Genomic DNA, 20,859 nt, shown 5'->3' with positions numbered 1-20,859 from the left:
CGCACGCGGACCGCACCCGCGTGGCCGACCCGCGGACGCCGGACCACGGCGCCGCGGCCGGACATTCCCCAGTCGGACGAAAGGAAGCTTGATCCACGGTGGTCACCGACTCTTCGAACGGCGGCGGGAAGCACCGCCGACGCCCCCAGCCGCAAACCCCGCTCCCGAGCGCGGTCCGCTCCGGGAGCGGCCCCGCGCCCACCTTCGAGGAGGGCGAGGTGCCGGGTCCCGTCACCGACCCGGGGAGCGGGTCCGGAGGGGACTCCGGCGGCGGCTCCGACCAGGGCGGGGACACCGGGTCGGGCGGCGGCGGCATGATGCGCTCCAGCGCCATCATGGCCGTGGGCACCCTGGCCTCCCGGATCACCGGCTTCGCCCGCACCATCGTGCTCGGCGCCGCCATCGGCACCCACCTGCTCGGTGACGCCTACCACACGGCGCACACGATCCCCTTCATCCTCAACGACCTGCTCATCGGCGGTCTGATGGCCAGCGTCATCATCCCGTTCCTGGTCAAGCGGCGTAAGCGTGACGCGGACGGCGGCAAGGCCACCGAGGACCGCCTGTTCACCACCACGCTGCTGGCGCTGCTGCTGCTCACCGCGGTCGCGATCGCGGCAGCCGAGTTCCTCATCTGGCTGTACGGCTCCCGGTTCACGCCGGTCCAGTTCGACGCCTCGGTCTACCTCGCGCGGTACCTGCTGGCGCAGATCTTCTTCGTGGGCATGAGCGGCCTGCTGAGCGCCATGCTCAACACCCGGGGCAGGTTCGGCGCGGCCGTGTGGGCTCCGGTGCTGAACAACCTCGTCATCATGAGCGTGGCGGGCGTGTTCCTGTGGGTGGCCGGTCCGGGCCGCACGCCCGAGACCGTCACCGACGGCCAGCTGACCCTGCTGGGCGCGGGCACCGCGGCCGGTATGGCGCTCCAGGCGGTGGTGCTGTTCGTGGCCCTGTCCCGCACCGGCTACCGTTGGCGCCCCCGCCTGGACCTGCGCGGCTCCGGGCTCGGCGAGGCCGTGCGCACCGCCGGGTGGATGATGCTCTACACCCTGCTCACCCAGGCCGGGCTGTGGATCACCACCAACATCGCCAACGCCGCGAACGTGGCGAGCATCAGGGAGGGCCTGGACGTCGGCGCGGGCATCAGCGCCTACAACCTGGCGTACCAGCTCTTCCAGCTGCCGTACGCGATCATCGCGGTCTCCCTCATCACCGTGCTGCTGCCCCGGATGAGCGCCCACGCCGACGACCACGACTGGGACGCCGTCCGCGCCGACTTCTCCCGCACCCTGCGCGTCTCCGCGTTCGTGCTGGTGCCGACCGCCTTCGCGGTGGCGATGTTCGCCGAGCCGCTGTCCGTCCTGGCCTTCGCGCGCGGGTCCATCTCGGTGGACGACGCGGAGAGCATCGGCCAGATCCTCGCGGTCATGTCGCTGGGCCTGGTGCCCTTCACCGTGTTCCAGCTCATGCTGCGCGTGTTCTTCGCCATGGGCGACACCCGCACCCCCGCGATGATCGGCATCGCCAACCTGGCCGTGCACAGCGCCCTGGCGCTGACGTCCTACCTGGTGCTTCCGCCGAACCTGGTGGTCGTGGGCGTGGCCGCGGGCTTCATGGTCTCGTTCCTGTCCGGGCTGACCATCGCCGGAATCGTGCTGAGCCGGCGCATCGGGGGGCTTGACGGCAGGCACGTCATTGGCACATTGTTGCGCCTGCACGTGGCCGTCGTCCCGAGCATCGCGGCCGGCCTCGGTGTGCTCTGGGCCTTCGACACCTACGTGGGCCCCGGTCTGGCCGCCTACGTCGGTGCCCCGGCCGCCGGATGCGTCCTGGGCGCGCTGCTCTTCCTGGGGTGCGCGCGGCTGCTGCGCGTCCCGGAGCTGACCGGGGCCGTGGAACTGATCCGCGCCCGGCTGCGTCGTTGATGCCGTGACCCCCTCCCCCGGCTCTGACCCGCCGAGGCCCCCGAAGCCGCCCGAACGAGAGTGAAGGACAGCACGACGGTGTCCAGCGACCTGCCTCAGCGGACGTTCCCCGGGGACGCCGATCCGCCCGACGGGGACCGACCCCGGCGGCGGACCGCCATGGTGATGCCGGAGGACGTGCTCGACACCTACGAGCGCGAGGAGCCGGGCACCGAGCCCGAGACCGGACTGCGCACGCTCCGGGATCCGAGCGACATCGGTGACGTGGGTACCGCCGACCGCCTGGAGGACGGCGACGAGATCGGCGGTACCTCCCACACGGCGCCGGGCAACCTCGCCCGGTCGAGCGCGATCATGGCGCTGGGCACCATCGTCTCCCGTGTCACCGGGTTCGTGCGCACCATCATCCTGGCGGCGGCGATCGGCACCCAGCTGCTGGGCGACGCCTACCAGACGGCGGGCATGGTCCCGTACATGGTCTACGACCTGCTCATCGGCGGGTTGCTGGCCAGCGTGTTCGTGCCGTTCCTGGTCAAGCGGCGCAAGCTGGACGCCGACGGGGGCAACGGCGTCGAGCAGCGCCTGGTCACCCTGATGCTGCTGGTGCTGTTCGCCCTCACCCTGGTGTCGGTGCTGGTCGCGGAGTGGTTCATCCGCATCTACGCGGGCGGCTTCTCCGGGGCCCAGTACGAGGTCTCGGTCGTCCTGGCCCGGTACCTGGTCACGCAGATCTTCTTCATCGGCGCGAGCGGGCTGGCCAGCGCGATGCTCAACGCGCGCAACAGGTTCGGCGCGCCCATGTGGGCCCCGGTGCTGAACAACGTGGTCATCATCGGCGTCTGCGTGTGGTTCCTGAACCTCGCCGGTCCGGGGCGCACCCCCGAGACCGTCACCGACGGCCAGCTGATGCTGCTCGGGCTGGGCACGGCCCTGGGGCAGGTGGTCCAGGCCGCCGTCCTGGTGTGGGCGCTGGCCGCGGCGGGCTTCCGCTGGCGCCCGCGCCTGGACCTGCGGGGCTCGGGCCTGGGCGAGGCGGCCGGAGCCGCCTCGTGGATGATGCTCTACATCGTCGTCGCGCAGGTGGGGGCGCTGGTCTCCACCAACGTGGCCACCCGCGCGGGCGCCCTGTCCGCCGAGGCGGGCTTCGACTCCGGCGCGGGCATCGCCGCGTACAAGTTCGCGTCGATGCTCTTCCAGCTCCCGTACGCGGTCATCGCGGTCTCGGTGATCACCGCGCTGCTGCCCAGGATGAGCGAGCACGTCGCCGCGGGCCGCAAGGACCAGGTGCGCAGCGACTTCTCGCGCGGCTTCCGGCTGTCCTCGGTGCTGATCGCTCCGCTCTCGGTCGCGATGATCGTCTTCGCGATCCCGTTCTGCGTGCTGATCTACGCGCAGGGCAGCACGAGCGCGGAGGACGCGGCCGCGATCGGGCGCATCCTCATGGTCTTCTGCGTGATGCTGATCCCGTTCACGCTCTTCCAACTCCAGATGCGCGTGTTCTACGCTCTGGGCGACACCCGGACCCCGGCCCTGGTGTCGATCCCCTCCGAGATCGCCCACGCGACCACGGCGATCGGCCTGCTGTTCCTTGTGGAACCGCAGCACGTCGTGGTGTGGCTTCCCGTACCGTACGGCCTGTACTACATCGTCGGCTCCGTCGTCATGTGGTCCATGCTGCACCGGCGGCTCAACGGCCTGGACGGGCGCCGGACCGCGGCCACGCTGCTCCGTCTGCACCTGGCCGCCGTCCCCTCGGCGGCCTTCGGGGTGGCGATGATCTACCTCTTCCGGGACCTGCCGGGCGAGGTCTGGCCGGGTCTGGCGGCGATGGCGGCGGGAGGCGTCGTCGGAGCCGTGCTGTTCGTGGTGACCGCAAAGCTCCTGAATGTGACAGAAGTCACATCCTTCCTCGATTTGCTCAAAACCCGGTTGCGACGCCGCTGATCACCAGGAATAGCTGATGTTGGGCGGACCCGCTCCGTTACGCACCGGAAGGTGGCCGAGTATCCGTTGTCCTCCGAAGATGCTGTTCACGCGTCCTAGCATGGACAGGCATCGCTTTACCGCTACCGCATTGTTCAACCGAACTGCCCGAAGGGAGGCTGGGGACAGCAGGCAGGGCCGACGGACCCCTCGCGCGCACCCCGTACCGCTCCGGTCCGCAGACGGCCAGGGAACACGGACGCACGCGAAACCACGGCACTGGCACCCGTCACTCCCATCATGAGCACCTTCCTCATCGAACCCGGTGCGAAGCTGGCCAACCGCTACCGCCTCGACCAAGTGGTGAGCGAGACCGGCGGCGCCACACGCTGGAAGGCCACCGACGAGACGCTCGCGCGTCCCGTGGCCGTGTGGACCTTCGCCGAGGGCTTCCCGCGCACCTCCGAGGTCGTGCGCGCCGCCCGAGCGACGAGCCGCATCCCCGACGCCCGCGTCACGCAGGTCTTCGACGCCGACGACTCCTCCCCCGTCCCCTACGTGGTCGAGGAGTGGGTCATCGGCTCCTCCCTGACCGACCTCCTCGCGCAGGGCCCCATGGAACCCGAGCGCGCCGCCGGACTGGTCGCCGAGGCGGCCGAGGCGATCGCGGCCGCGCACGCCGGAGGCCTGCACCACCTGTGCCTGACCCCGAGCAAGCTCATGTGGAGCAGCGGCGGCGCGGTCAAGGTGACCGGCATCGGCGTGGACGCCGCCCTGCTGGGCGCCGGCAACCCCGACCCCGCGGCCACCGACGCCCAGGGGCTGGGCAACCTGCTCTACGCGGCGCTCACCGGGCACTGGCCCGGCGGCCCGCAGAGCGGCCTGCCCGCCGCACCCGAGGGACCCGCGGGCCCCTACCCTCCCCACCACATCCGCCAGGGCGTCACCGAACCCCTGGGCACCATCACCACGCGCGCCGCCCTGCCGCAGCTCGCGGGGCAGCTGGTGCCCGGACCGCCCATCACCTCGCCGGCCGACTTCTGCGCGGCCATGGCCGAGGTGCCCCGGCTCATCCCCCTGCCCGTCACCCAGGCCGAGTCGGCCCCGCCCGTGCCCGGGACGTCCCGGCGCACCGGCGAGTTCGACAGCACCGGCCCGCGCCGCGGCGCCCGCAACTCCCGGGGCGGCGGCGCGTCCGCGCGGGAGGACCAGGAGTCCCGTCACGGTTCCGTCGGACGAGCGGGCTCCGCCTCGCGGGGCGGAGCCTCCGTCCGGGGCGGCTCCGAGATCCGTGAGCGGTCGGCCCCCTCCCGGATGGAGCAGCGGACCGCGCGCACGCAGCCCTCGCTCCGGAAGATCCTCATCGGCGTGGCGGCCCTGGTGCTGTTCGCCGGTGTGGTCGTCGGTGCCTGGACGGTCGGAACGATGTTCAGCTCCGGAGGGAGCGAGGAGGCCCCGCCCGAGGGCGGCGGCGAGCAGGCGTCGGACGACGGCGGGCAGGTGGAGCTGAGCCCGCTGGAGATCCAGGGGGCACGCGGCCTCAACCCGCACGGCAACACCGACGAGCACTCGGACAAGGCGGGCCGCGCCCACGACGGGGACCCCACCACGGAGTGGAACACCCAGGGCTACAGGGACCCGCTCAGCGACATCAAGCCCGGTGTCGGGCTCCAGCTCGACCTCGGCGCCGTCCACGAGGTCCACGAGGTGGACCTCAACCTCGGCGGCAGCGGCTACGAGTTCCAGATCCTGGCCGGCGAGTCCGACTCGGACAGCGAGGACGGTTACGAGGTCGTCGGGTCGGGCGAGGGCGGCTCCCAGGTCGTCTCCCTCGACGAACCGGTCGAGGCCCGCTACGTCGTGGTCTGGTTCACCGAACTGGCCGGGTCCGGCGAGTGGAGGGGGACGGTCTACGAGGCCGAGGTACGGGGCGTCGAGTAGCGGGGTACGTGATCGGGTACTGATGGACGCGGTCCAGGAGCTTCCTGACCGGGAGCTGTTGACGAGGCACGCTCAGGGCGACGACCAGGCCTTCGCGGTCCTGGTGCGTCGGCACCGCGAGCGCCTTTGGGCTGTCGCCGTGCGCATGATGGGCGACCGCGAGGAGGCCTCCGACGCCCTCCAGGACGCGTTCCTGTCCGCGTTCCGCGCCGCCGACCGCTTCCGCGGCGAGGCGCAGGTGAGCACGTGGCTGCACCGGATCGTGGTGAACGCCTGCCACGACCGGTTGCGCCGCCGCAAGGTGCGACCGGCCACCCCGACCGAGGACGAGACCCTGGACGTCATGTCCAACGACCGGCTCGGCCGCGCGGGAGGGGGGCCGGACCACGCCTCGCAGACCGAGACGCGCCTGGACGTCAACGCCGCGCTGGACCTGCTCCCGCTGGACCAGCGCATGGCGCTGACCCTCGTGGACATGCTCGGCTACCGGGTGGAGGAGGCCGCGCAGATCCTCGGCGTGGCGTCGGGGACGGTCAAGAGCAGGTGTGCGCGAGGTCGCGCCAGACTTCTCCCGTCGCTGGCCCATCTGAGGAACCCTCGACAGGCCGGAGACGTCACAACTGGGAGAGGAGGTGCCAACCCATCGTGACGTCCCATCCAGACGCGGAGGCACTCGCCTTCTTCGCCGAGGAGCTCCTGGAGCCCGACGAGGAACGCACCGTCGCAGTCCACATAGACACCTGCGCGACCTGCGCGGCGACCCTGGGGGAACTCACCGGGGTGGCCGAGGCGCTGGCCGCCGCACCGGTTCCCGCCCTGCCCCGGGACGTGGCCGACCTCCTCGACCAGCGCGTCGCGGAGGCGGTGCGCGAGCGCGCGGCGGGCACTCCCGCCGACGCGGGCGCCGCGCCGTGCCCCGAACCGTCGCCGGCCGGAGTCGGCCCTGCGTCCGGCGGCGCCACGGTGACCCCTCTCACGCGCCGCCCCCGCACCGGGCGCAGGTTCAGCGCGCCCCGGCTGATGATGCTGGCCGCGGCCGCGGCGATCGTCGTGGGAGGCGGCGGCGCGGCCCTGTTCAACGGTGTGCTCACTCCGGGCGGCCAGAACGGGGAGAGCGGCGTCGCGGCCCCGCTGGCCGAGAACGGCCCGGAGAACGCCCCGGACACGGCGCAGTCCTACATGCCGCAGGTGGTACGGAGCGAGACCGTCTACACCGAGGCGGCCCTGGCCGAGCAGGCCGCCCGGACACTCGACCTGTCCCCCGTGGGCGGCCCCGGGGGTGACGGTGAGCCCGGCGGAGGCGCGGACACCGCGCCCCTGGCCGTCGAGGCGGCGCCCCCCGGCGTGCAGGAGTGCGTGGTGCTCCTCGGCGAGGAGTTCGGCGGGCACTTCACCCTGGTCGACGACGCCCACTACGGCGACGGGGGCTCCCCCGCGTGGGTGCTGTTCTCCCCCCGGGGCGAGCGGTTCGAGGTGTACGTGGTCGACCCGGCCTGCGGGCGGGGCGGCGACCCCGGGCAGAACGTGCTCGACCAGGAGACCGTGACGGGTCCCTGAGCGCCCCGGGGCCCGCCCTCCCCTCCCCAGGGCTCCGTGTCTCCTTGACGCCTTGTCTCCTTGGCGGTGTGTCGACATGTCGCCGGGACGGGGTGGGAGCGAGGCCCGCCCGCCGCCCATGGGCGTGCGCTCACCGGCCGGGGCGGACCAGGCCCGTCTCGTAGGCGACCACCACCAGGCCGACCCGGTCGCGGACCCCGAGCTTGGCCAGGACGCGGCCCACGTGGGTGCGCGCGGTCGCCGGGCTCAGGTGCAGCTCGGCGCCGATCTCCTGGTTCGACATGCCGCGGCCGACCAGGGCGAGCACGTCGCGCTCGCGGTCGGTGAGCACGTCCAGCCGGGAGGCGCTCCCGGGGGCGACCGCGGTGGCGGCGAGGCGCTCGATCACCCTGCGGGTGACACCCGGCGAGAGCAGCGCGTCCCCCGCCGCCACCGTGCGGACCGCGTCCCGCAGCTGCCGCGGACCGGCGTCCTTGAGCAGGAATCCGGAGGCGCCCAGCCGCAGCGCCGTGAACACGTTGTCGTCCTCGCCGAACGTGGTGAGCACGACCACCCGGACCCCGCGGGCCGTCGACGTGTCGACATGTGCACCTGTGGACCTGTCGACCCCGGTCGCGGGGCCGCCGCCGCGGCACTCCAGTTCGCGGAGTACCGCCAGGCCGTCCATGGCGGGCATCTGGAGGTCGAGCAGGACCACGTCGGGGCGGTGGCGGTCGATGTCCACGAGCGCCTCGCGACCGTTCTCGGACTCGGCCACCACCTCGATCCCCTCGTCGCGCTCCAGCAGCGCGCGCACCCCGGTGCGCACGAGGGGCTGGTCGTCCACGAGCAGGACCCGGATCACCGGTCTCCCCCGATCGGCAGCAGCGCGCGCACCCCGAACCCTCCGGAGGGGCGGGGCGCCGCCTCCACCGTCCCGCCGACCAGGCGCACCCGCTCGCGCATCCCCGCCAGCCCGCTGCCTCCCGTGGACTGGGCCGGTGCTGCCGTCCCGTCGTCGGTCACCGTCACCTCGAGCATCCCGTCCCTCCTGGAGAAGGCCACCCGCGCCCGGGGGGCGCGCGCGTGGCGCAGCGTGTTCGTCAGCGCCTCCTGGACGATCCGGTAGGCGGTCGCGTCCACCATCCCCGGCACCTCGCCTGGAGCGGGGACCCCGGTCACCTCCACGTCCACCCCGGCCGCGCGCACCGTCGCCACCAGTTCGTCCAGGTGTGCGAGGGAGGAGACCCGGTCGTCGCCCGGGTCGGCCCCGCGCAGCGCGCGCACGGTGGCGCGCAGCTCGCTCAGGCCCGCCCGCGACGCCCGCGCCACGTGGTCCAGCTCGGCGCGCGCGACGGGCACGTCCGCCGGGTCGTCCCCCAGGGCCTCCGCGGCCACCGCCGCGTGCAGGGACACCACGGAGAGGTGGTGCCCCACGGCGTCGTGCAGGTCGCGGGCGATGCGGGTGCGTTCGAGCGCCAGGCGCTCGGCCGCCTCGGACTCGCGCGCCTGCCTGTCGAGGACCTCGATCCGCACGCGCTGGTGCTCGGCCCGGCGCCGCTGCCACTGCACGTGGCCCAGGGCCGTGGCCGCGCCCATGACCGCCACCGTGGTCGGCAGCTCGTACCCCAGGAGGTAGGCGGGGTCCTGCCCCTCCTGCAACCGGGTGGAGGTGGAGACCAGGACCAGCGCTGAGGCCAGGACCACCGACCACAGGGTGCGGCCCGCCTCCGCCGCCGAGTACAGCGCGGCGGCCACCGGGACGGCCAGGCCGATGATGGGCAGCTGGAGCACGTAGTTGGCGACGACCAGGACCGAGGTGGCCGCCAGGACCGCGACCGGCCAGCGGCGCCGGACCAGCATGAGCGTGCCGAGCACCGCGGCCACCCCGTACCCCAGCGACAGGTTCCCCGTGTCGCTGACGTCGGAGGCGACCGCGATCGCCACCACGGCGAAGACGGCGAACCCGAAGAGCGCGTCGACCACGACGCCCCGGCGGTCACTGGGCATGCGGCGATTCTACGGACCCGGCCCCGGATCGGCGCGGGACCGGAGGACCGCGCCGCTACGCGTCCGGACGTAGGCCGCCGGGGACGCGGCGCGTAGCCGCCCGGAACCGTGCGCGGACGCGCGTCCGGGGTTCGGGTCCCTAGTGTCGGACACCTCTTCTCCGTCCCGGGTGTTCGCCCGTGTCCCGAGTCCGTGAGGTAGCCGTGGACCGCCAGCAGCCGCCCTCCGCCGACAGCGCCGCCGCCGACGGCCCGCTCTCCGGGATCGCGTGGTCGCTGGTGCTGGGCCTCGGGGCGCTCGCCCTGCTGCGCCCCCTGGTCGACGTCACCGGCGCCGCCGGGGCGCTGGACCGGCCCCTCCTCCTCTGGGCGGCGACGGCCGTCCTCGTCACCGTCGCCTGGGTGGCCGCCGTGGTGGTCACCCGTGTTCCGCGACCGCTGCTCACGCTGGTGTGCACGGGGCTGGCCCACGCCGTGTTCTCGATCGTGGTGAGCGCGGTCCTGTCCCCGGTCATGCCGGGCGAACTCCGGGGGCCGCTCACCGGCCCGTTCGGCTTCGTCGCGGCCTTGGCCCTGAACGCCCTGTGGGGGCTCGTGGCGGGAGTGATCGCCCTGGGGGTGCGCTGGGCCCTGGACGTCCGCCAGCGGGGATCCTGAGGGCTTCCGGGCCGCACCCGGGGTCGCGCCGCTGGGAACCCCTACCGCTCCCGCGGCTGCCGGGGGTCCCGGGCAGCCGCGCGGACGCCGTCCGGCCGTCGGCGGGCTCCTCCGCCGGGGGCCCGGGAGGCGCGCGACGGGCCCCGTGGTGCATACCCCGCCCCCGTAACCTGGGGCGATGTTCCGAAGGGAATGCCCTGCGCCTACCATCGGTTGTGCTAACCATCTTCCCCTGAGGTCACACGGCGTGGCCAGGGCAGCGACTGTGTGAAGGGCCAACGAGCGTGAGTGACGTCCGCAATGTCATCATCATCGGTTCCGGACCGGCGGGGTACACCGCCGCCGTGTACGCCGCCCGTGCCGAACTGCGACCCCTGGTGTTCGAGGGTTCCATCACCGCCGGCGGCGCGCTGATGAACACCACCGAGGTCGAGAACTTCCCCGGCTTCCCCGACGGTGTCATGGGCCCCGACCTCATGGACCACATGCGCAAGCAGGCGGAGCGGTTCGGCGCCGAACTGGTGCCGGAGGACGTCACCGCCGTCGACCTGACCAAGCCGGTCAAGGAGGTCGTCGCGGGCGGTGAGACCTTCCTCGCCCACACGGTCATCCTCGCCACCGGCTCCGGCTACCGCGAGCTGGGCGTCCCCGGTGAGAAGGAGCTGTCCGGGCGCGGCACCTCCTGGTGCGCCACCTGCGACGGCTTCTTCTTCCGCGACCAGGACATCGCGGTGGTCGGCGGCGGCGACACCGCCATGGAGGAGGCCCTGTTCCTCACCCGGTTCGCGCGCTCGGTGACCGTCATCCACCGCCGCGACCAGCTGCGCGCCAGCCGCATCATGGCCGAGCGCGCGCACGCCAACGACAAGATCACCTTCCTCTGGAACTCGGCGGTCACCGAGGTCCTGGGCGAGGAGCGCGTCTCCGGCGTCAAGGTGCTCGACACCCAGACCGGCGAGACCAGCACCCTGGACGTGACCGGGCTGTTCGTCGCGATCGGCCACGACCCGCGCGTGGAGCTGTTCGACAAGCAGGTCGAGCTCGACGAGGAGGGCTACGTCAAGGTGGACTTCCCGTCCACGCGGACGAACCTGGAGGGTGTCTTCGCCGCGGGCGACGTCGTCGACCACCAGTACCGGCAGGCGATCACCGCCGCGGGGACCGGCTGCTCCGCCTCCCTGGACGCCGAGCGCTACCTCGCCGCGCGCGGCAACTAGAGGCGGCCCTCGGCCACCGGCCGAAGGCGGGCCCTGGGCCCGCCGCCACCGACTCCCCTCTCTGCCCCCTGTCCCGGATCCGTCGAACCAAGGAGAACCATGTCCGCTGTCAAGCACGTCACCGACGCCACCTTCAAGGAGGAGGTCCTCTCCAGCGACAAGCCCGTCCTGGTGGACTTCTGGGCCGACTGGTGCGGCCCGTGCAAGCAGATGGCCCCGGTCCTGGACAAGCTGGCCGAGGAGTACGGCGACAAGATCGAGGTCGTCAAGATCAACACCGACAAGAACCCGGAGACGCCGCGTTCGTACAACGTGCTCTCCCTGCCGACGATGAACCTCTACAAGGACGGCGAGGTCGTCAAGCAGATCATCGGCGCCAAGCCCAAGCGCCTCCTGGAGAAGGAGCTCGCGGAGTTCCTGTAACCCGGAACCCGCACCGCGGTCCCTCTGTCGGCCGGTACGGCGAAGGACCCCCGAGATCCCTGGGATCCGGGGGTCCTTCGCCGTACCGGGGCCCTCGGCGGCGGTGTTTCACGTGAAACATCGCCGCCGGGGGGGGTCAGCCCATCTGGCTGATGATGCGCTCCAGGTCCTCGTGCGTCGCGAACTCCACGACGATCCTGCCCTTGCGCTTGCCCATGTTGACCTTCACCGTGGTGTCCAGCCGGTCGGAGAGGCGGGACGCCCACTCCTCGACCTGGGGAGGGTTGGCGGTCCGGATGGGGGCGCGGCGGACCTTCTCCTCCTCGGGCTCCTCCCGCAGGGCGACCATCTCCTCCAGGGAGCGGACCGAGATGCCCTCCTCCACCACCCGGGCGGCCAGCCGGTCCTGGAGGTCGGGGTCCTCGACCTTCAGCAGCGTCCGCGCGTGCCCGGCGCTGAGCACGCCCGCGGCCACGCGCGTCTGCACCTTCGGCGGGAGGGTGAGCAGCCGCAGGGTGTTGGTGATGTGCGAGCGGGACCGGCCGATCCGCTGGGCCAGCTCCCCGTGGGTGGCGCCGAAGTCGTCCAGCAGCTGCTTGTAGGCGGCCGCCTCCTCCAGGGGGGTGAGCTCCTGCCGGTGCAGGTTCTCCAGGAGCGCGTCGCGGAGCAGCTCGTCGTCGTCGGTGCTCCGGACGATGGCGGGGACGCGGGTGAGCCCCGCCTCCTTGCTGGCCCGCATCCGGCGCTCGCCCATGATGAGTTCGTACCGGGGGCCGCCCTCACCCTCCAGCTTGCGCACGACGACGGGCTGGAGCAGGCCGACCTCGCTGATCGAGTCCCGCAGCTCCTCCAGGGCCTGGTCGTCGAAGTACTTCCGCGGCTGCCGGGGGTTGGGGATGATCGAGCTGAGCTCGACCTCCTCCAGGTACGTCCCGTCGGGCAGGGCTTCCACCCGTGGCTCGACGGGCTGGGTCTCCTCCTCTGTGGCGGGGGCGGGGGTAACAGGGGCCGCCGGCCCCTGCGGGATGAGTGCCCCCAGTCCCTTGCCCAGTCCGCGCCGCTGCTGGCTCACCGGCACCTCCACACTCCTCTTCCGCTTGTCAGACCTTGGCCCTGTGGGCGATCTCCCGGGCGGCTTCCAGGTAGGCCACCGCGCCGGTGGAAGCCGGGTCGTAGGTCATCACCGACTGGCCGTAACTGGGTGCCTCGGACACCCGGACGCTCCGGGGGATCAGCGTCTCCAGGACGGTGTCCTTGAAGTGCGAGCGCACCTCGTCGGCCACCTGCTGGGAGAGCCGGGTCCGGCCGTCGTACATCGTCAGCAGGATGGTGCTGACCGCCAGCCCCGGGTTCAGGTGGGACTGGACGAGCTCCACGTTGCGCAGCAGCTGCCCCAGACCCTCCAGGGCGTAGTACTCGCACTGGATCGGGATCATGACCTCGTCGCACGCCACCATCGCGTTGACCGTCAGCAGGCCGAGCGAGGGCGGGCAGTCGATGAGGATGTAGTCCAGGTCCGAGGTGTCGTAGGCGGCGAAGGCCCGCTTGAGCCGGGCCTCGCGCGCGACGAGCGAGACCAGTTCGATCTCGGCGCCCGCCAGGTCGATGGTCGCGGGGGCGCACCACAGGTTGGGGATGTCCGGGACCGGCTGGGCGAGCTTGCGGATCTCCTCGTCCTCCACCAGGCAGTGGTAGATGGACCGGGTCTGGTTGTCGCGCTCCATGCTGAGGGCGGTGGACGCGTTGCCCTGCGGGTCGAGGTCGACCACGAGGACGCGCTGTCCGTGCATCGCCAGGGCGGCCGCGATGTTGACCGTCGTGGTGGTCTTGCCGACGCCGCCCTTCTGGTTGGCCACACTGATCACCCGGCAGTCCTTGGGCCGGGGCCAGATGTCGTCGGGTCCGCGAACCGCCATGGCCTCGTGGGCCGCACGGGCGAGCGGAGTGTCGGGAACCCCGGACGGTGTTTCACGTGAAACATCGAGCAGGTCTCCGTAGGAGGATGTTTCACGTGAAACACCGGGGTTGTCGGATGGGTTCACGAAGGAGTTCACCTCTTCCGTCCGCGCTTCTTCTTGCCGCCGCGCGCCTTCGACGCTGGCGGACCACCGGTCACCGTGACGCGAACGACCGTGGTAGCGGGATCGACTTTACCCCGCCCCACCCTGATCACATCGCTAACGCTGGGCCGCAGTTTCGAAACGTCTTTCTCCGCGGCCGCCAGTTCGGCCTCCGCCTGCTCCCCCTTGAGCGCCAGCAGGCTGCCGCCCTCGCGCAGGAGGGGCAGGGACCACCCGGCGAGTCGACTCAGGGGGGCGACCGCGCGGGCGGTGACGAAGTCGGTGTGGACCTTGCCGTGCGCCTCCTCGGCGCGACCGCGCCGCACCTCCACGTTGGGCAGCTCCAGGAGTTCCACGGCCTCGTTGAGGAAGACCGTCCGGCGCAGCAGCGGCTCCAGCAGCACCATGCGGATGTCGGGGCGCAGCAGGCCGAGCACCAGGCCGGGGAGTCCTGCGCCCGAGCCGACGTCCACCACCTCCGCACCCTCGGGAAGCAGCTCCTCCACGACGGCGCAGTTGATGAGGTGCCGCTCCCACAGGCGGGGAACCTCGCGCGGACCGATCAGCCCCCGGCGCACCCCGTCGTCGGCGAGCAGTTCGGCGTAGCGCCGCGCCGTCGGCAGGGAGGCGCCGAAGACCGCCTCCGCCTCCGCCGGGGGGACGGGGAGCGCGGCGCCGGGCTCCTCAGTGCCCGAGGTCATCGGTCACCACCTGTGAACTCGTCCATCATCACTTCCATGTCGGTTCGCCACGGCGTCCGCGCACACGGCGGGACCGGTGGGCGAAGGGGGACGCGCAGCAGCGCGGAGAAAAAGGGATCCACCCTGAATCCTACGCGCGGGAGGACACCGCGGTTTCACGTGAAACATCCGCGACCCCCGATTCTGCCTTCCCCCTCGACGGCCCGGCCACACATGGCGAGAGGTCGACAGAACCACATGCCGACATGGGAACAGGAGGAAGAGCCCGACACAGGAAGAGGGGGTGGCGATGTTTCACGTGAAACATCGCCACCCCCTCCGGGGTGTCCGTGCCTAGGAGGCGGGCTGCACCACCACGTAGCGGTTGGGCTCCTCACCCTCCGACTCGCTGTGCAGACCGGCGGCGGCCACCGCGTCGTGCACGACCTTGCGCTCGAACGGGGTCATCGGCTCCAGCGGCTGGGTCTCGCCGGTCTCCTTGACCTTGTTGGCGGCGTCCGTCCCGACCTGGAAGAGCACCTTGCGACGGTCCTCGCGGTACCCGCCGATGTCCAGCATCAGGCGGCTGCGCTCACCGGTGGCCCGGTGCACCGCCAACCGGGTGAGCTCCTGGAGGGCCTCCAGGACCTCGCCCCGCTCCCCGATCAGCTCGTCGAGGGTGGCTCCGACGACGGAGACCATCGCGCGGTCGCCCTCGACGTCCATGTCGATGTCGCCGTCGAAGTCCGCGATGTCGAGGAGTCCCTCGATGTAGTCCGCCGCGATGTCGCCCTCGTTCTCCAGGGCCTCGACATCGATTCCGGCCTCAGGCGCCTCAGCCACCGCTACGCCACCGCTCTCTTCCTCACTACTTGCCACAGCGATCCCGTCTCCTCATCCCTCACGCCCTGGCCGCCGTACGCCTCAGGGGCAGTGTCGCCTGCGCACTCGAACGCCTTCTCGGCCGGGAGCCGCGGACCCTAGCGCGGACCACCACCGGCCCGCTTGGAACGCGACTGCTTCTTCGGCTGCTTGCGTTCGATCTTAGGCTGTTCCTTCGGCTCAGGAGCGGATTCCGCCGCCTTCTTTCGGCTGAGCATGCCCTTGGCGGAACCGTTGGCGGACGCACCGCTCTTGGCCTTGGCCTCGTCCTGGCCGGGGACCGGCTGCTTGCGGTAGAGGAAGTGCTGCTGCCCCATGGTCCAGACGTTGGAGGTGACCCAGTAGACCAGCACACCCACGGGCATCATGAGACCGAAGAGCCCGAACAGGGGCGCCATGTACATCATGATCTTCTGGGTCTGCATCATGGGGTTGTCGGGCATCTGGGAGACGCTGCGCTTCATGCTCTGGCGCATGGTGAGGAACGTCGTCGTACCCATGATCACGCAGGCGATGGCGATGATGACCTTGGCCATGATCGGGTCGGTCGCACCGAGCGCGAGGATCTCCTCGGGGGAGCTGTTGAACTGGGCCGCGACGGGCGCCTCGAAGATGAGCGCCGCACGCGCGCTCTCCACCAGCTCCGGGGTGAAGTTGTACTGGGCGTTGCCCTCGGCGACGCTGCGCAGCACGCTGAAGAGCGCGAAGAAGACCGGCATCTGCAGGAGGAGCGGCAGGCAACCCATGATCGGGTTGGTACCGCTCTCCTGGTAGAGCTTCATGGACTCCCGCTGCAAGCGCTCCTTGTCGTGCTTGTAGCGCTCGCGGAGCTTCAGGATCTTGGGCTGGATGTCCTGCATCTTGCGCTGCGTGTTCATCTGCTTGACGAACAGCGGCACCAGCAGGAGCCGCATGAGCACGGTGAGCAGGACGATCGACAGGCCCCAGGCCCAGCCGCTGTCCGTGTCCAGGCCGATGAAGGTCAGGCCCTCGTGGATCCTGACCAGGATCCAACCGACGATGTTGTAAAGCCAGTCCAGCACCGGCCAACTCCTATGTGATTCGCTTCAGCTACTGGTCCCCGGGAGGGGTTCCGGTGTGGCCGGCTCCGCCCGCAGACTCCTCGGACTCCCCGTTCCGGCGCCCCCTGGGCGGCGGAACCGGATCAAGCCCCCCCGGGTTGAAGGGGTGGCAACGGGCGATACGCCGGGTTCCCAGCCACAACCCGTACAGGGCTCCGTGCACGCGCAGCGCCTCGACGGCGTACGCGCTGCACGAGGGATAGAAACGGCAGACCGGGGGGAAGAGCGGGCTGATGAAGCGCTGGTAACCCCGGATGGGCAGGATCAACACGCGCGCGAACACCGTCGGTCTGTGCTCGGTCATCGGCCCCACCGCTCTCCGCCCTCGTCCGGGCGTCGGTTCCCTGCTGTCTCACGCACCGCGGGATCCGCCTCCGGGGACCGAGGTCGGCCACGGCCGGACCGGCGGCGCGACGACGTCCCGCGGGGGCGCATCGCCGCGGCGATCGCGCTGTCGAGTTGGGCGGCCAGGTCCTCGTGCCGCGCGGTGGCGGCGGCGGGTCGGGCGCGCACTACAAGCAGGCTACCGTTTGGCAGAACAGCCAACCGAGACCGCATCAGGTGGCGCAGTCTGCGCTGCACGCGCTTGCGCACCACCGCTCCCCCGACCGCCTTGCTGACCACGAATCCGACCCGCGGGGGGGCGGCGTCCGCGGCACCGGAGGGCGGAGGGAGGTAGACGGCGCCCAGGCAGTCCCTGGACGCGCGCCGTCCCGAACGCATGACGGAGCCGAACTCGGCGCTGTGGCGCATCCGGTTCCTCGGCGAGAGCATCGGCTTCCTTCGTGCTTCGGTACTTCTCCCACGACAAAGGGACCGGCCGGCGAGAAGGCCGGACGGTCCCGAAGGGCTTGGTGCTGGGCGTGGCCTAGTGGCTCACGGTCAGCGCCGCGCGCCCCTTACGACGGCGCGAGGCGATGATGGCGCGACCGGCGCGCGTACGCATGCGCAGCCGGAAGCCGTGGACCTTCGCGCGACGCCGGTTGTTCGGCTGGTACGTACGCTTGCTCACTACTGGCTCCAGGGGCGTGTCAGGATAAGTACTACGACAGACCCCCAGGATATGCGGGGCCTACGGGTGCATGAGCCGCGGCCGCGCCTCCGTGCTGACACGGGCGCAGGCAGATCATCGGCATAAGCATAAAGAAGATACGACCTGGTCCGGCCGGGGTCAAATCGGGCCTGTGGACGGCGGGGCCGCACGCCCCCTCGGAACCTCTCCCACGTCCTCCCGGGGGCTCTCCCTACCCCCTGTCCCGCGCGTGTGCGGGCGGTGGCTGGCGTGGGGGGGTGTGCCGCCGCTCCCGCCACGGGTGACCCGCCCTGCCCCGCGCGGACGCGGGCGGCGGGTTCGCGTCCGACCTGCTCGCACCCCCTCGCCTCGCTCCCCGCCCGGGCGCTCCCCGCCCGCCTCTCGGCCCGCCCCCTGGGTGGGTCTCCTGTGGACAACTCGTTGTCCACAGGCGTGTGAGACTTCCACACCCCCCGACTCCTGTGGATAACCTCAGCCTGTGGATAACTCACCCGTTGTGCCGGACAGTCCTCTCCCACCACCAGGAACAGCCTTCTTTCACACCTTCTGAGCTGCACATTGTGGATAACTCTGCGCCGCGCGCGCAGATCTGCCATCCTGTGGACAAGCCTGTGGAAAACCTGTGGACAACGTCCTGAAGCTGTGGATACCGGGGATGCGGCCATGGACGCGCCGCTCTGTGGGCAGTGAAGTTATCCACAGGCACATACCCGCCCAAAGAAGCCGATTTCGCCCCCGGGTCCGACCCGGCACCGCCGCGGGAGGAGGACAATGGGAAGTCGCTCCCTGCGACCCCAGGTCCCCGCGAGCGCCCATCCGACCAACACGCCACGGGCTCCGCCGTGGCCACCACACCCCCTCCTGCCCCCCGCTTCGCACCGCACAGACCCGTACCGAAGGGACAGCACCCATGGCAGGTCGTCTTGGCTGACGCGCAGGTCAACCTCGCAATGGTCTGGTCCAGCGTCCTGGACGGGATCGACAACGACTCCCTTCCCGCGCACCAGCGCGCATGGCTGCCGCAGACCCGCCCGCTGGGCCTGATCGAGGACACCGCGCTCATCGCGGCGCCCAACGAGTTCACCAAGAAGGTGCTGGAGACGCGCCTGTACCCGGCGATCAGCAAGGCGCTCTCCGCCCACCTGGGCCGGGAGATCCGGGTCGCGGTGACGGTCGACCCCACCGCGGTGCCGACCCCGCCGCCCACCCCTGCTCCCCCGGCCTCCCCGGGGCCGCAGGGGCCGCGGAGCGTGGAGGGGCACACCGCCCCCGCCTTCTCCCCCGTCGTGCCGGGCACCGCCCCGGGGCTGACGGGACCGGGGCCGACCGAGCCGCGGGCTCTCCCGGCAGCGCCCGCGGACGCCCAGCGGGCCGTGCCCGGCTCCCGGGGACAGCACGCGCGCCCGCCCGCCGAGCCGTCCGCCCCGTGGCCCTCGGCCCCGCCGTCGGCGCCGGACCAGGCCGACCTGCTGGGCCCCACGCCCCCGGCGGCCCCCTCGCCCACCGACGAGGAGCCGCACACGGTCCGCGACGCGCCCGCGCCCTGGGTCCAGCAGACCTTCGCCTCCCCCCAGGAGACGCCCACCGCGCCCCCCCTGTGGGAGCAGCCCTCGGCCCTGGAGCGGCCGCGGGAGCCCGGGCGGTGGCAGCAGCAGGCCTGGACGGACCCGGAGTGGGACCGGCCCAACCGCTGGGAGACCCCTCGGGAGGAGGCCCCCGCGCCCGCCCCGGGGCCGGAGGCGGCCGAGGAGGCCCCGCCCGCTCCGGAGGCGGTGGAGGCCCCCGTGGAGGACGAGGCCCCGCCGAGGCCCCTCCCCTCTCCCCCGGGGCGCTCGCAGGAGGTCCCGCCGGGCGAGCACGCGCGCCTGAACCCGAAGTACACCTTCGACACCTTCGTCATCGGCTCCAGCAACCGCTTCGCGCACGCGGCGTCCGTGGCGGCCGCCGAGGCTCCGGCCAAGGCCTACAACCCGCTGTTCATCCACGGCGGCTCCGGGCTGGGCAAGACCCACCTGCTGCACGCCATCGGGCACTACACGCACCGCCTCTACGAGGGGTCGCGGGTGCGGTACGTCAGTTCGGAGGAGTTCACCAACGAGTTCATCAACTCGATCCGGGACGGCAAGGCGGACGGGTTCCGCCGCCGGTACCGCGACATCGACGTGCTCCTGGTGGACGACATCCAGTTCCTGGAGAACAAGGAGCAGACGCAGGAGGAGTTCTTCCACACCTTCAACACGCTGCACAACTCCGACAAGCAGATCGTCATCTCCAGCGACCGGCCGCCCAAGCAGCTGACCACGCTGGAGGACCGGATGCGCAGCCGGTTCGAGTGGGGCCTGCTCACCGACGTCCAGCCTCCCGAGCTGGAGACCCGGATCGCCATCCTGCGCAAGAAGGCCGCGCAGGAGGGGCTGGCGGCCCCACCCGAGGTGCTGGAGTTCATCGCGAGCAAGATCTCCACCAACATCCGGGAGCTGGAGGGCGCGCTGATCCGCGTGACCGCCTTCGCCAGCCTGAACCGGCAGTCGGTGGACCTGGACCTGACCAGCCAGGTGCTGCGGGACCTGGTGCCCAGCACCGAGGTCCCCGAGGTCACGGCGGGGGCGATCATGTCCCAGACGGCCGCCTACTTCGGCCTGACGGTCGAGGACCTGTGCGGGACCTCGCGCTCCCGGGTGCTGGTGACCGCCCGGCAGATCGCCATGTACCTGTGCCGGGAGCTGACCGAGCTGTCCCTGCCCAAGATCGGGCAGCAGTTCGGCCGCGACCACACCACGGTCATGCACGCCGAGCGCAAGGTCCGCGGGCTGATGGCCGAGCGCCGGTCCATCTACAACCAGGTGCACGAGCTCACCAGCCGGATCAAGGACCAGCCCTCGCTGACCTGATCCACGGACTGTGCACGAGCCGCGGGGCGGCCTCCGGGACGGGGGCCGCCCCGCGGCGTGCGGCCCGCGCTCCGCGGCGGTGTGCCGGCCCGTGGACACGGCTACGTGTCGACACGTCCACAAGACGGCACAGCCACAAGACGGCACACGTTATCCACAGGGCTCCGCCACACCTCCGGCCGAGTTATCCACAGGCTTGTGTGTACGAACACCCGCCTCTGGAGGGGTTCGCCGCCTCTGCCGACGTCCGGGGCGGTTCGTGCCCGGCACGCCCTGTTCTCCCTGTTTCCCGGGTGTTCCGCGACCGCTGTTGCCCTTCCCACACCTGGTCGGAGGTGCTCGTGCCGGTGTTCGGCGCACAGAACGGCGAGCCCCCCTGTGGACAAACCTGTGCACAGACCCTTTGTCGGTGTTCGGGTGGTCTGTGGAGGGGCTCAGAAAAAAATTTTGGCGTCCTCTCGCCCAAGTTATCCACAGGAGGAGGGTCAAATCTGTGGACAACCCTGTGGACAACCTGTGGAAAAGTGCGCCGAGCCTGTGGGTAACCACCCCTGTCCCTGTGGACACGGCGGTGGGTCATCCGATGACTGAACCACCGAT

The 20,859-nt window shown here is 71.5% G+C and carries 19 protein-coding genes; 9 read left to right on the top strand and 10 right to left on the bottom strand.

Annotated elements, in window-relative coordinates:
- Positions 1 to 98: 98 nt before the first annotated feature.
- The 5 genes from murJ (FYW99_RS05475) (at position 99) to FYW99_RS05455 (ending at position 7,346) form a co-directional block, all read left to right on the top strand.
- Positions 99 to 1,925, top strand: a complete 1,827-nt coding sequence (murJ, locus tag FYW99_RS05475) for a murein biosynthesis integral membrane protein MurJ (RefSeq protein ID WP_150250885.1) — start codon at positions 99 to 101, stop codon at positions 1,923 to 1,925.
- A gap of 159 nt (positions 1,926 to 2,084) precedes the next feature.
- Positions 2,085 to 3,869 carry a murein biosynthesis integral membrane protein MurJ gene (gene murJ / locus FYW99_RS05470; protein WP_150251184.1) on the top strand — a complete coding sequence of 595 codons (1,785 nt, stop codon included), beginning with the start codon at positions 2,085 to 2,087 and terminating at the stop codon, positions 3,867 to 3,869.
- Between the two features lie 279 nt (positions 3,870 to 4,148).
- Positions 4,149 to 5,789: a protein kinase family protein gene (locus tag FYW99_RS05465; RefSeq protein WP_150250883.1), complete on the top strand. Its 1,641-nt coding sequence runs from the start codon at positions 4,149 to 4,151 to the stop codon at positions 5,787 to 5,789.
- A gap of 22 nt (positions 5,790 to 5,811) precedes the next feature.
- Complete coding sequence (gene sigM, locus FYW99_RS05460) at positions 5,812 to 6,438, top strand: RNA polymerase sigma factor SigM (protein ID WP_150250882.1); 627 nt, start codon at positions 5,812 to 5,814, stop codon at positions 6,436 to 6,438.
- Positions 6,435 to 7,346 carry a hypothetical protein gene (locus FYW99_RS05455; RefSeq protein WP_150250880.1) on the top strand — a complete coding sequence of 304 codons (912 nt, stop codon included), beginning with the start codon at positions 6,435 to 6,437 and terminating at the stop codon, positions 7,344 to 7,346. Before sigM ends, FYW99_RS05455 begins: the two co-directional genes overlap by 4 nt.
- A gap of 130 nt (positions 7,347 to 7,476) precedes the next feature.
- Here FYW99_RS05455 and FYW99_RS05450 read toward each other — a convergent pair whose 3' ends face one another.
- Together FYW99_RS05450 and FYW99_RS05445 are read right to left on the bottom strand one after the other, a co-directional pair.
- Positions 7,477 to 8,190, bottom strand: a complete 714-nt coding sequence (locus tag FYW99_RS05450; RefSeq protein ID WP_150250878.1) for a response regulator — start codon at positions 8,188 to 8,190, stop codon at positions 7,477 to 7,479.
- Positions 8,187 to 9,335, bottom strand: coding sequence for a sensor histidine kinase (locus FYW99_RS05445; protein ID WP_150250876.1), 1,149 nt, complete (start codon positions 9,333 to 9,335; stop codon positions 8,187 to 8,189). Before FYW99_RS05445 ends, FYW99_RS05450 begins: the two co-directional genes overlap by 4 nt.
- 179 nt (positions 9,336 to 9,514) lie before the next feature.
- Between FYW99_RS05445 and FYW99_RS05440 the strand changes: the two genes are divergently transcribed.
- From FYW99_RS05440 to trxA, 3 genes are all read left to right on the top strand, one after another.
- Positions 9,515 to 9,991, top strand: a complete 477-nt coding sequence (locus FYW99_RS05440) for a hypothetical protein (RefSeq protein WP_317846957.1) — start codon at positions 9,515 to 9,517, stop codon at positions 9,989 to 9,991.
- 284 nt (positions 9,992 to 10,275) lie between these two features.
- The gene (gene trxB / locus FYW99_RS05435) at positions 10,276 to 11,208 is read left to right on the top strand and encodes a thioredoxin-disulfide reductase (RefSeq protein ID WP_061080800.1); all 933 of its coding nucleotides are present in this window, start codon (positions 10,276 to 10,278) and stop codon (positions 11,206 to 11,208) included.
- A gap of 99 nt (positions 11,209 to 11,307) precedes the next feature.
- On the top strand, positions 11,308 to 11,631 hold the full coding sequence (trxA, locus tag FYW99_RS05430; protein WP_061080799.1) for a thioredoxin: 324 nt from the start codon (positions 11,308 to 11,310) through the stop codon (positions 11,629 to 11,631).
- 136 nt (positions 11,632 to 11,767) lie between these two features.
- On the opposite strand, the gene FYW99_RS05425 is transcribed toward trxA, so the two are convergent.
- The 8 genes from FYW99_RS05425 to rpmH form a co-directional block, all read right to left on the bottom strand.
- Positions 11,768 to 12,703, bottom strand: a complete 936-nt coding sequence (locus tag FYW99_RS05425; RefSeq protein ID WP_190394562.1) for a ParB/RepB/Spo0J family partition protein — start codon at positions 12,701 to 12,703, stop codon at positions 11,768 to 11,770.
- Positions 12,704 to 12,731: 28 nt separating this feature from the next.
- Complete coding sequence (locus FYW99_RS05420; protein WP_017562920.1) at positions 12,732 to 13,547, bottom strand: ParA family protein; 816 nt, start codon at positions 13,545 to 13,547, stop codon at positions 12,732 to 12,734.
- 134 nt (positions 13,548 to 13,681) lie between these two features.
- Complete coding sequence (gene rsmG, locus FYW99_RS05415; protein ID WP_150250872.1) at positions 13,682 to 14,392, bottom strand: 16S rRNA (guanine(527)-N(7))-methyltransferase RsmG; 711 nt, start codon at positions 14,390 to 14,392, stop codon at positions 13,682 to 13,684.
- A 333-nt stretch (positions 14,393 to 14,725) separates the two neighbouring features.
- The gene (locus FYW99_RS05410; RefSeq protein ID WP_017562922.1) at positions 14,726 to 15,214 is read right to left on the bottom strand and encodes a Jag family protein; all 489 of its coding nucleotides are present in this window, start codon (positions 15,212 to 15,214) and stop codon (positions 14,726 to 14,728) included.
- A gap of 137 nt (positions 15,215 to 15,351) precedes the next feature.
- On the bottom strand, positions 15,352 to 16,296 hold the full coding sequence (gene yidC, locus FYW99_RS05405) for a membrane protein insertase YidC (RefSeq protein ID WP_150250870.1): 945 nt from the start codon (positions 16,294 to 16,296) through the stop codon (positions 15,352 to 15,354).
- A gap of 28 nt (positions 16,297 to 16,324) precedes the next feature.
- A complete protein-coding gene (gene yidD, locus FYW99_RS05400) occupies positions 16,325 to 16,639 on the bottom strand; it encodes a membrane protein insertion efficiency factor YidD (protein WP_026114436.1) in 315 nt (104 codons plus the stop codon).
- Positions 16,636 to 17,109: a ribonuclease P protein component gene (rnpA, locus tag FYW99_RS05395; RefSeq protein ID WP_150250869.1), complete on the bottom strand. Its 474-nt coding sequence runs from the start codon at positions 17,107 to 17,109 to the stop codon at positions 16,636 to 16,638. Before rnpA ends, yidD begins: the two co-directional genes overlap by 4 nt.
- 94 nt (positions 17,110 to 17,203) lie before the next feature.
- Entirely contained in the window at positions 17,204 to 17,347 is a 144-nt protein-coding gene (gene rpmH, locus FYW99_RS05390; protein WP_013155858.1) for a 50S ribosomal protein L34, read from the bottom strand.
- Between the two features lie 971 nt (positions 17,348 to 18,318).
- Between rpmH and dnaA the strand changes: the two genes are divergently transcribed.
- Positions 18,319 to 20,259, top strand: a complete 1,941-nt coding sequence (gene dnaA / locus FYW99_RS05380; RefSeq protein WP_394350334.1) for a chromosomal replication initiator protein DnaA — start codon at positions 18,319 to 18,321, stop codon at positions 20,257 to 20,259.
- The last annotated feature ends 600 nt before the right edge of the window (positions 20,260 to 20,859 follow it).

The organism is Nocardiopsis deserti, from assembly GCF_008638355.1.
In the GTDB taxonomy this organism is placed as follows: domain Bacteria; phylum Actinomycetota; class Actinomycetes; order Streptosporangiales; family Streptosporangiaceae; genus Nocardiopsis; species Nocardiopsis alborubida.
The sequence above is the reverse complement of the archived record's forward strand: the minus strand, read 5'-3'. Positions and strand labels throughout refer to the sequence as shown.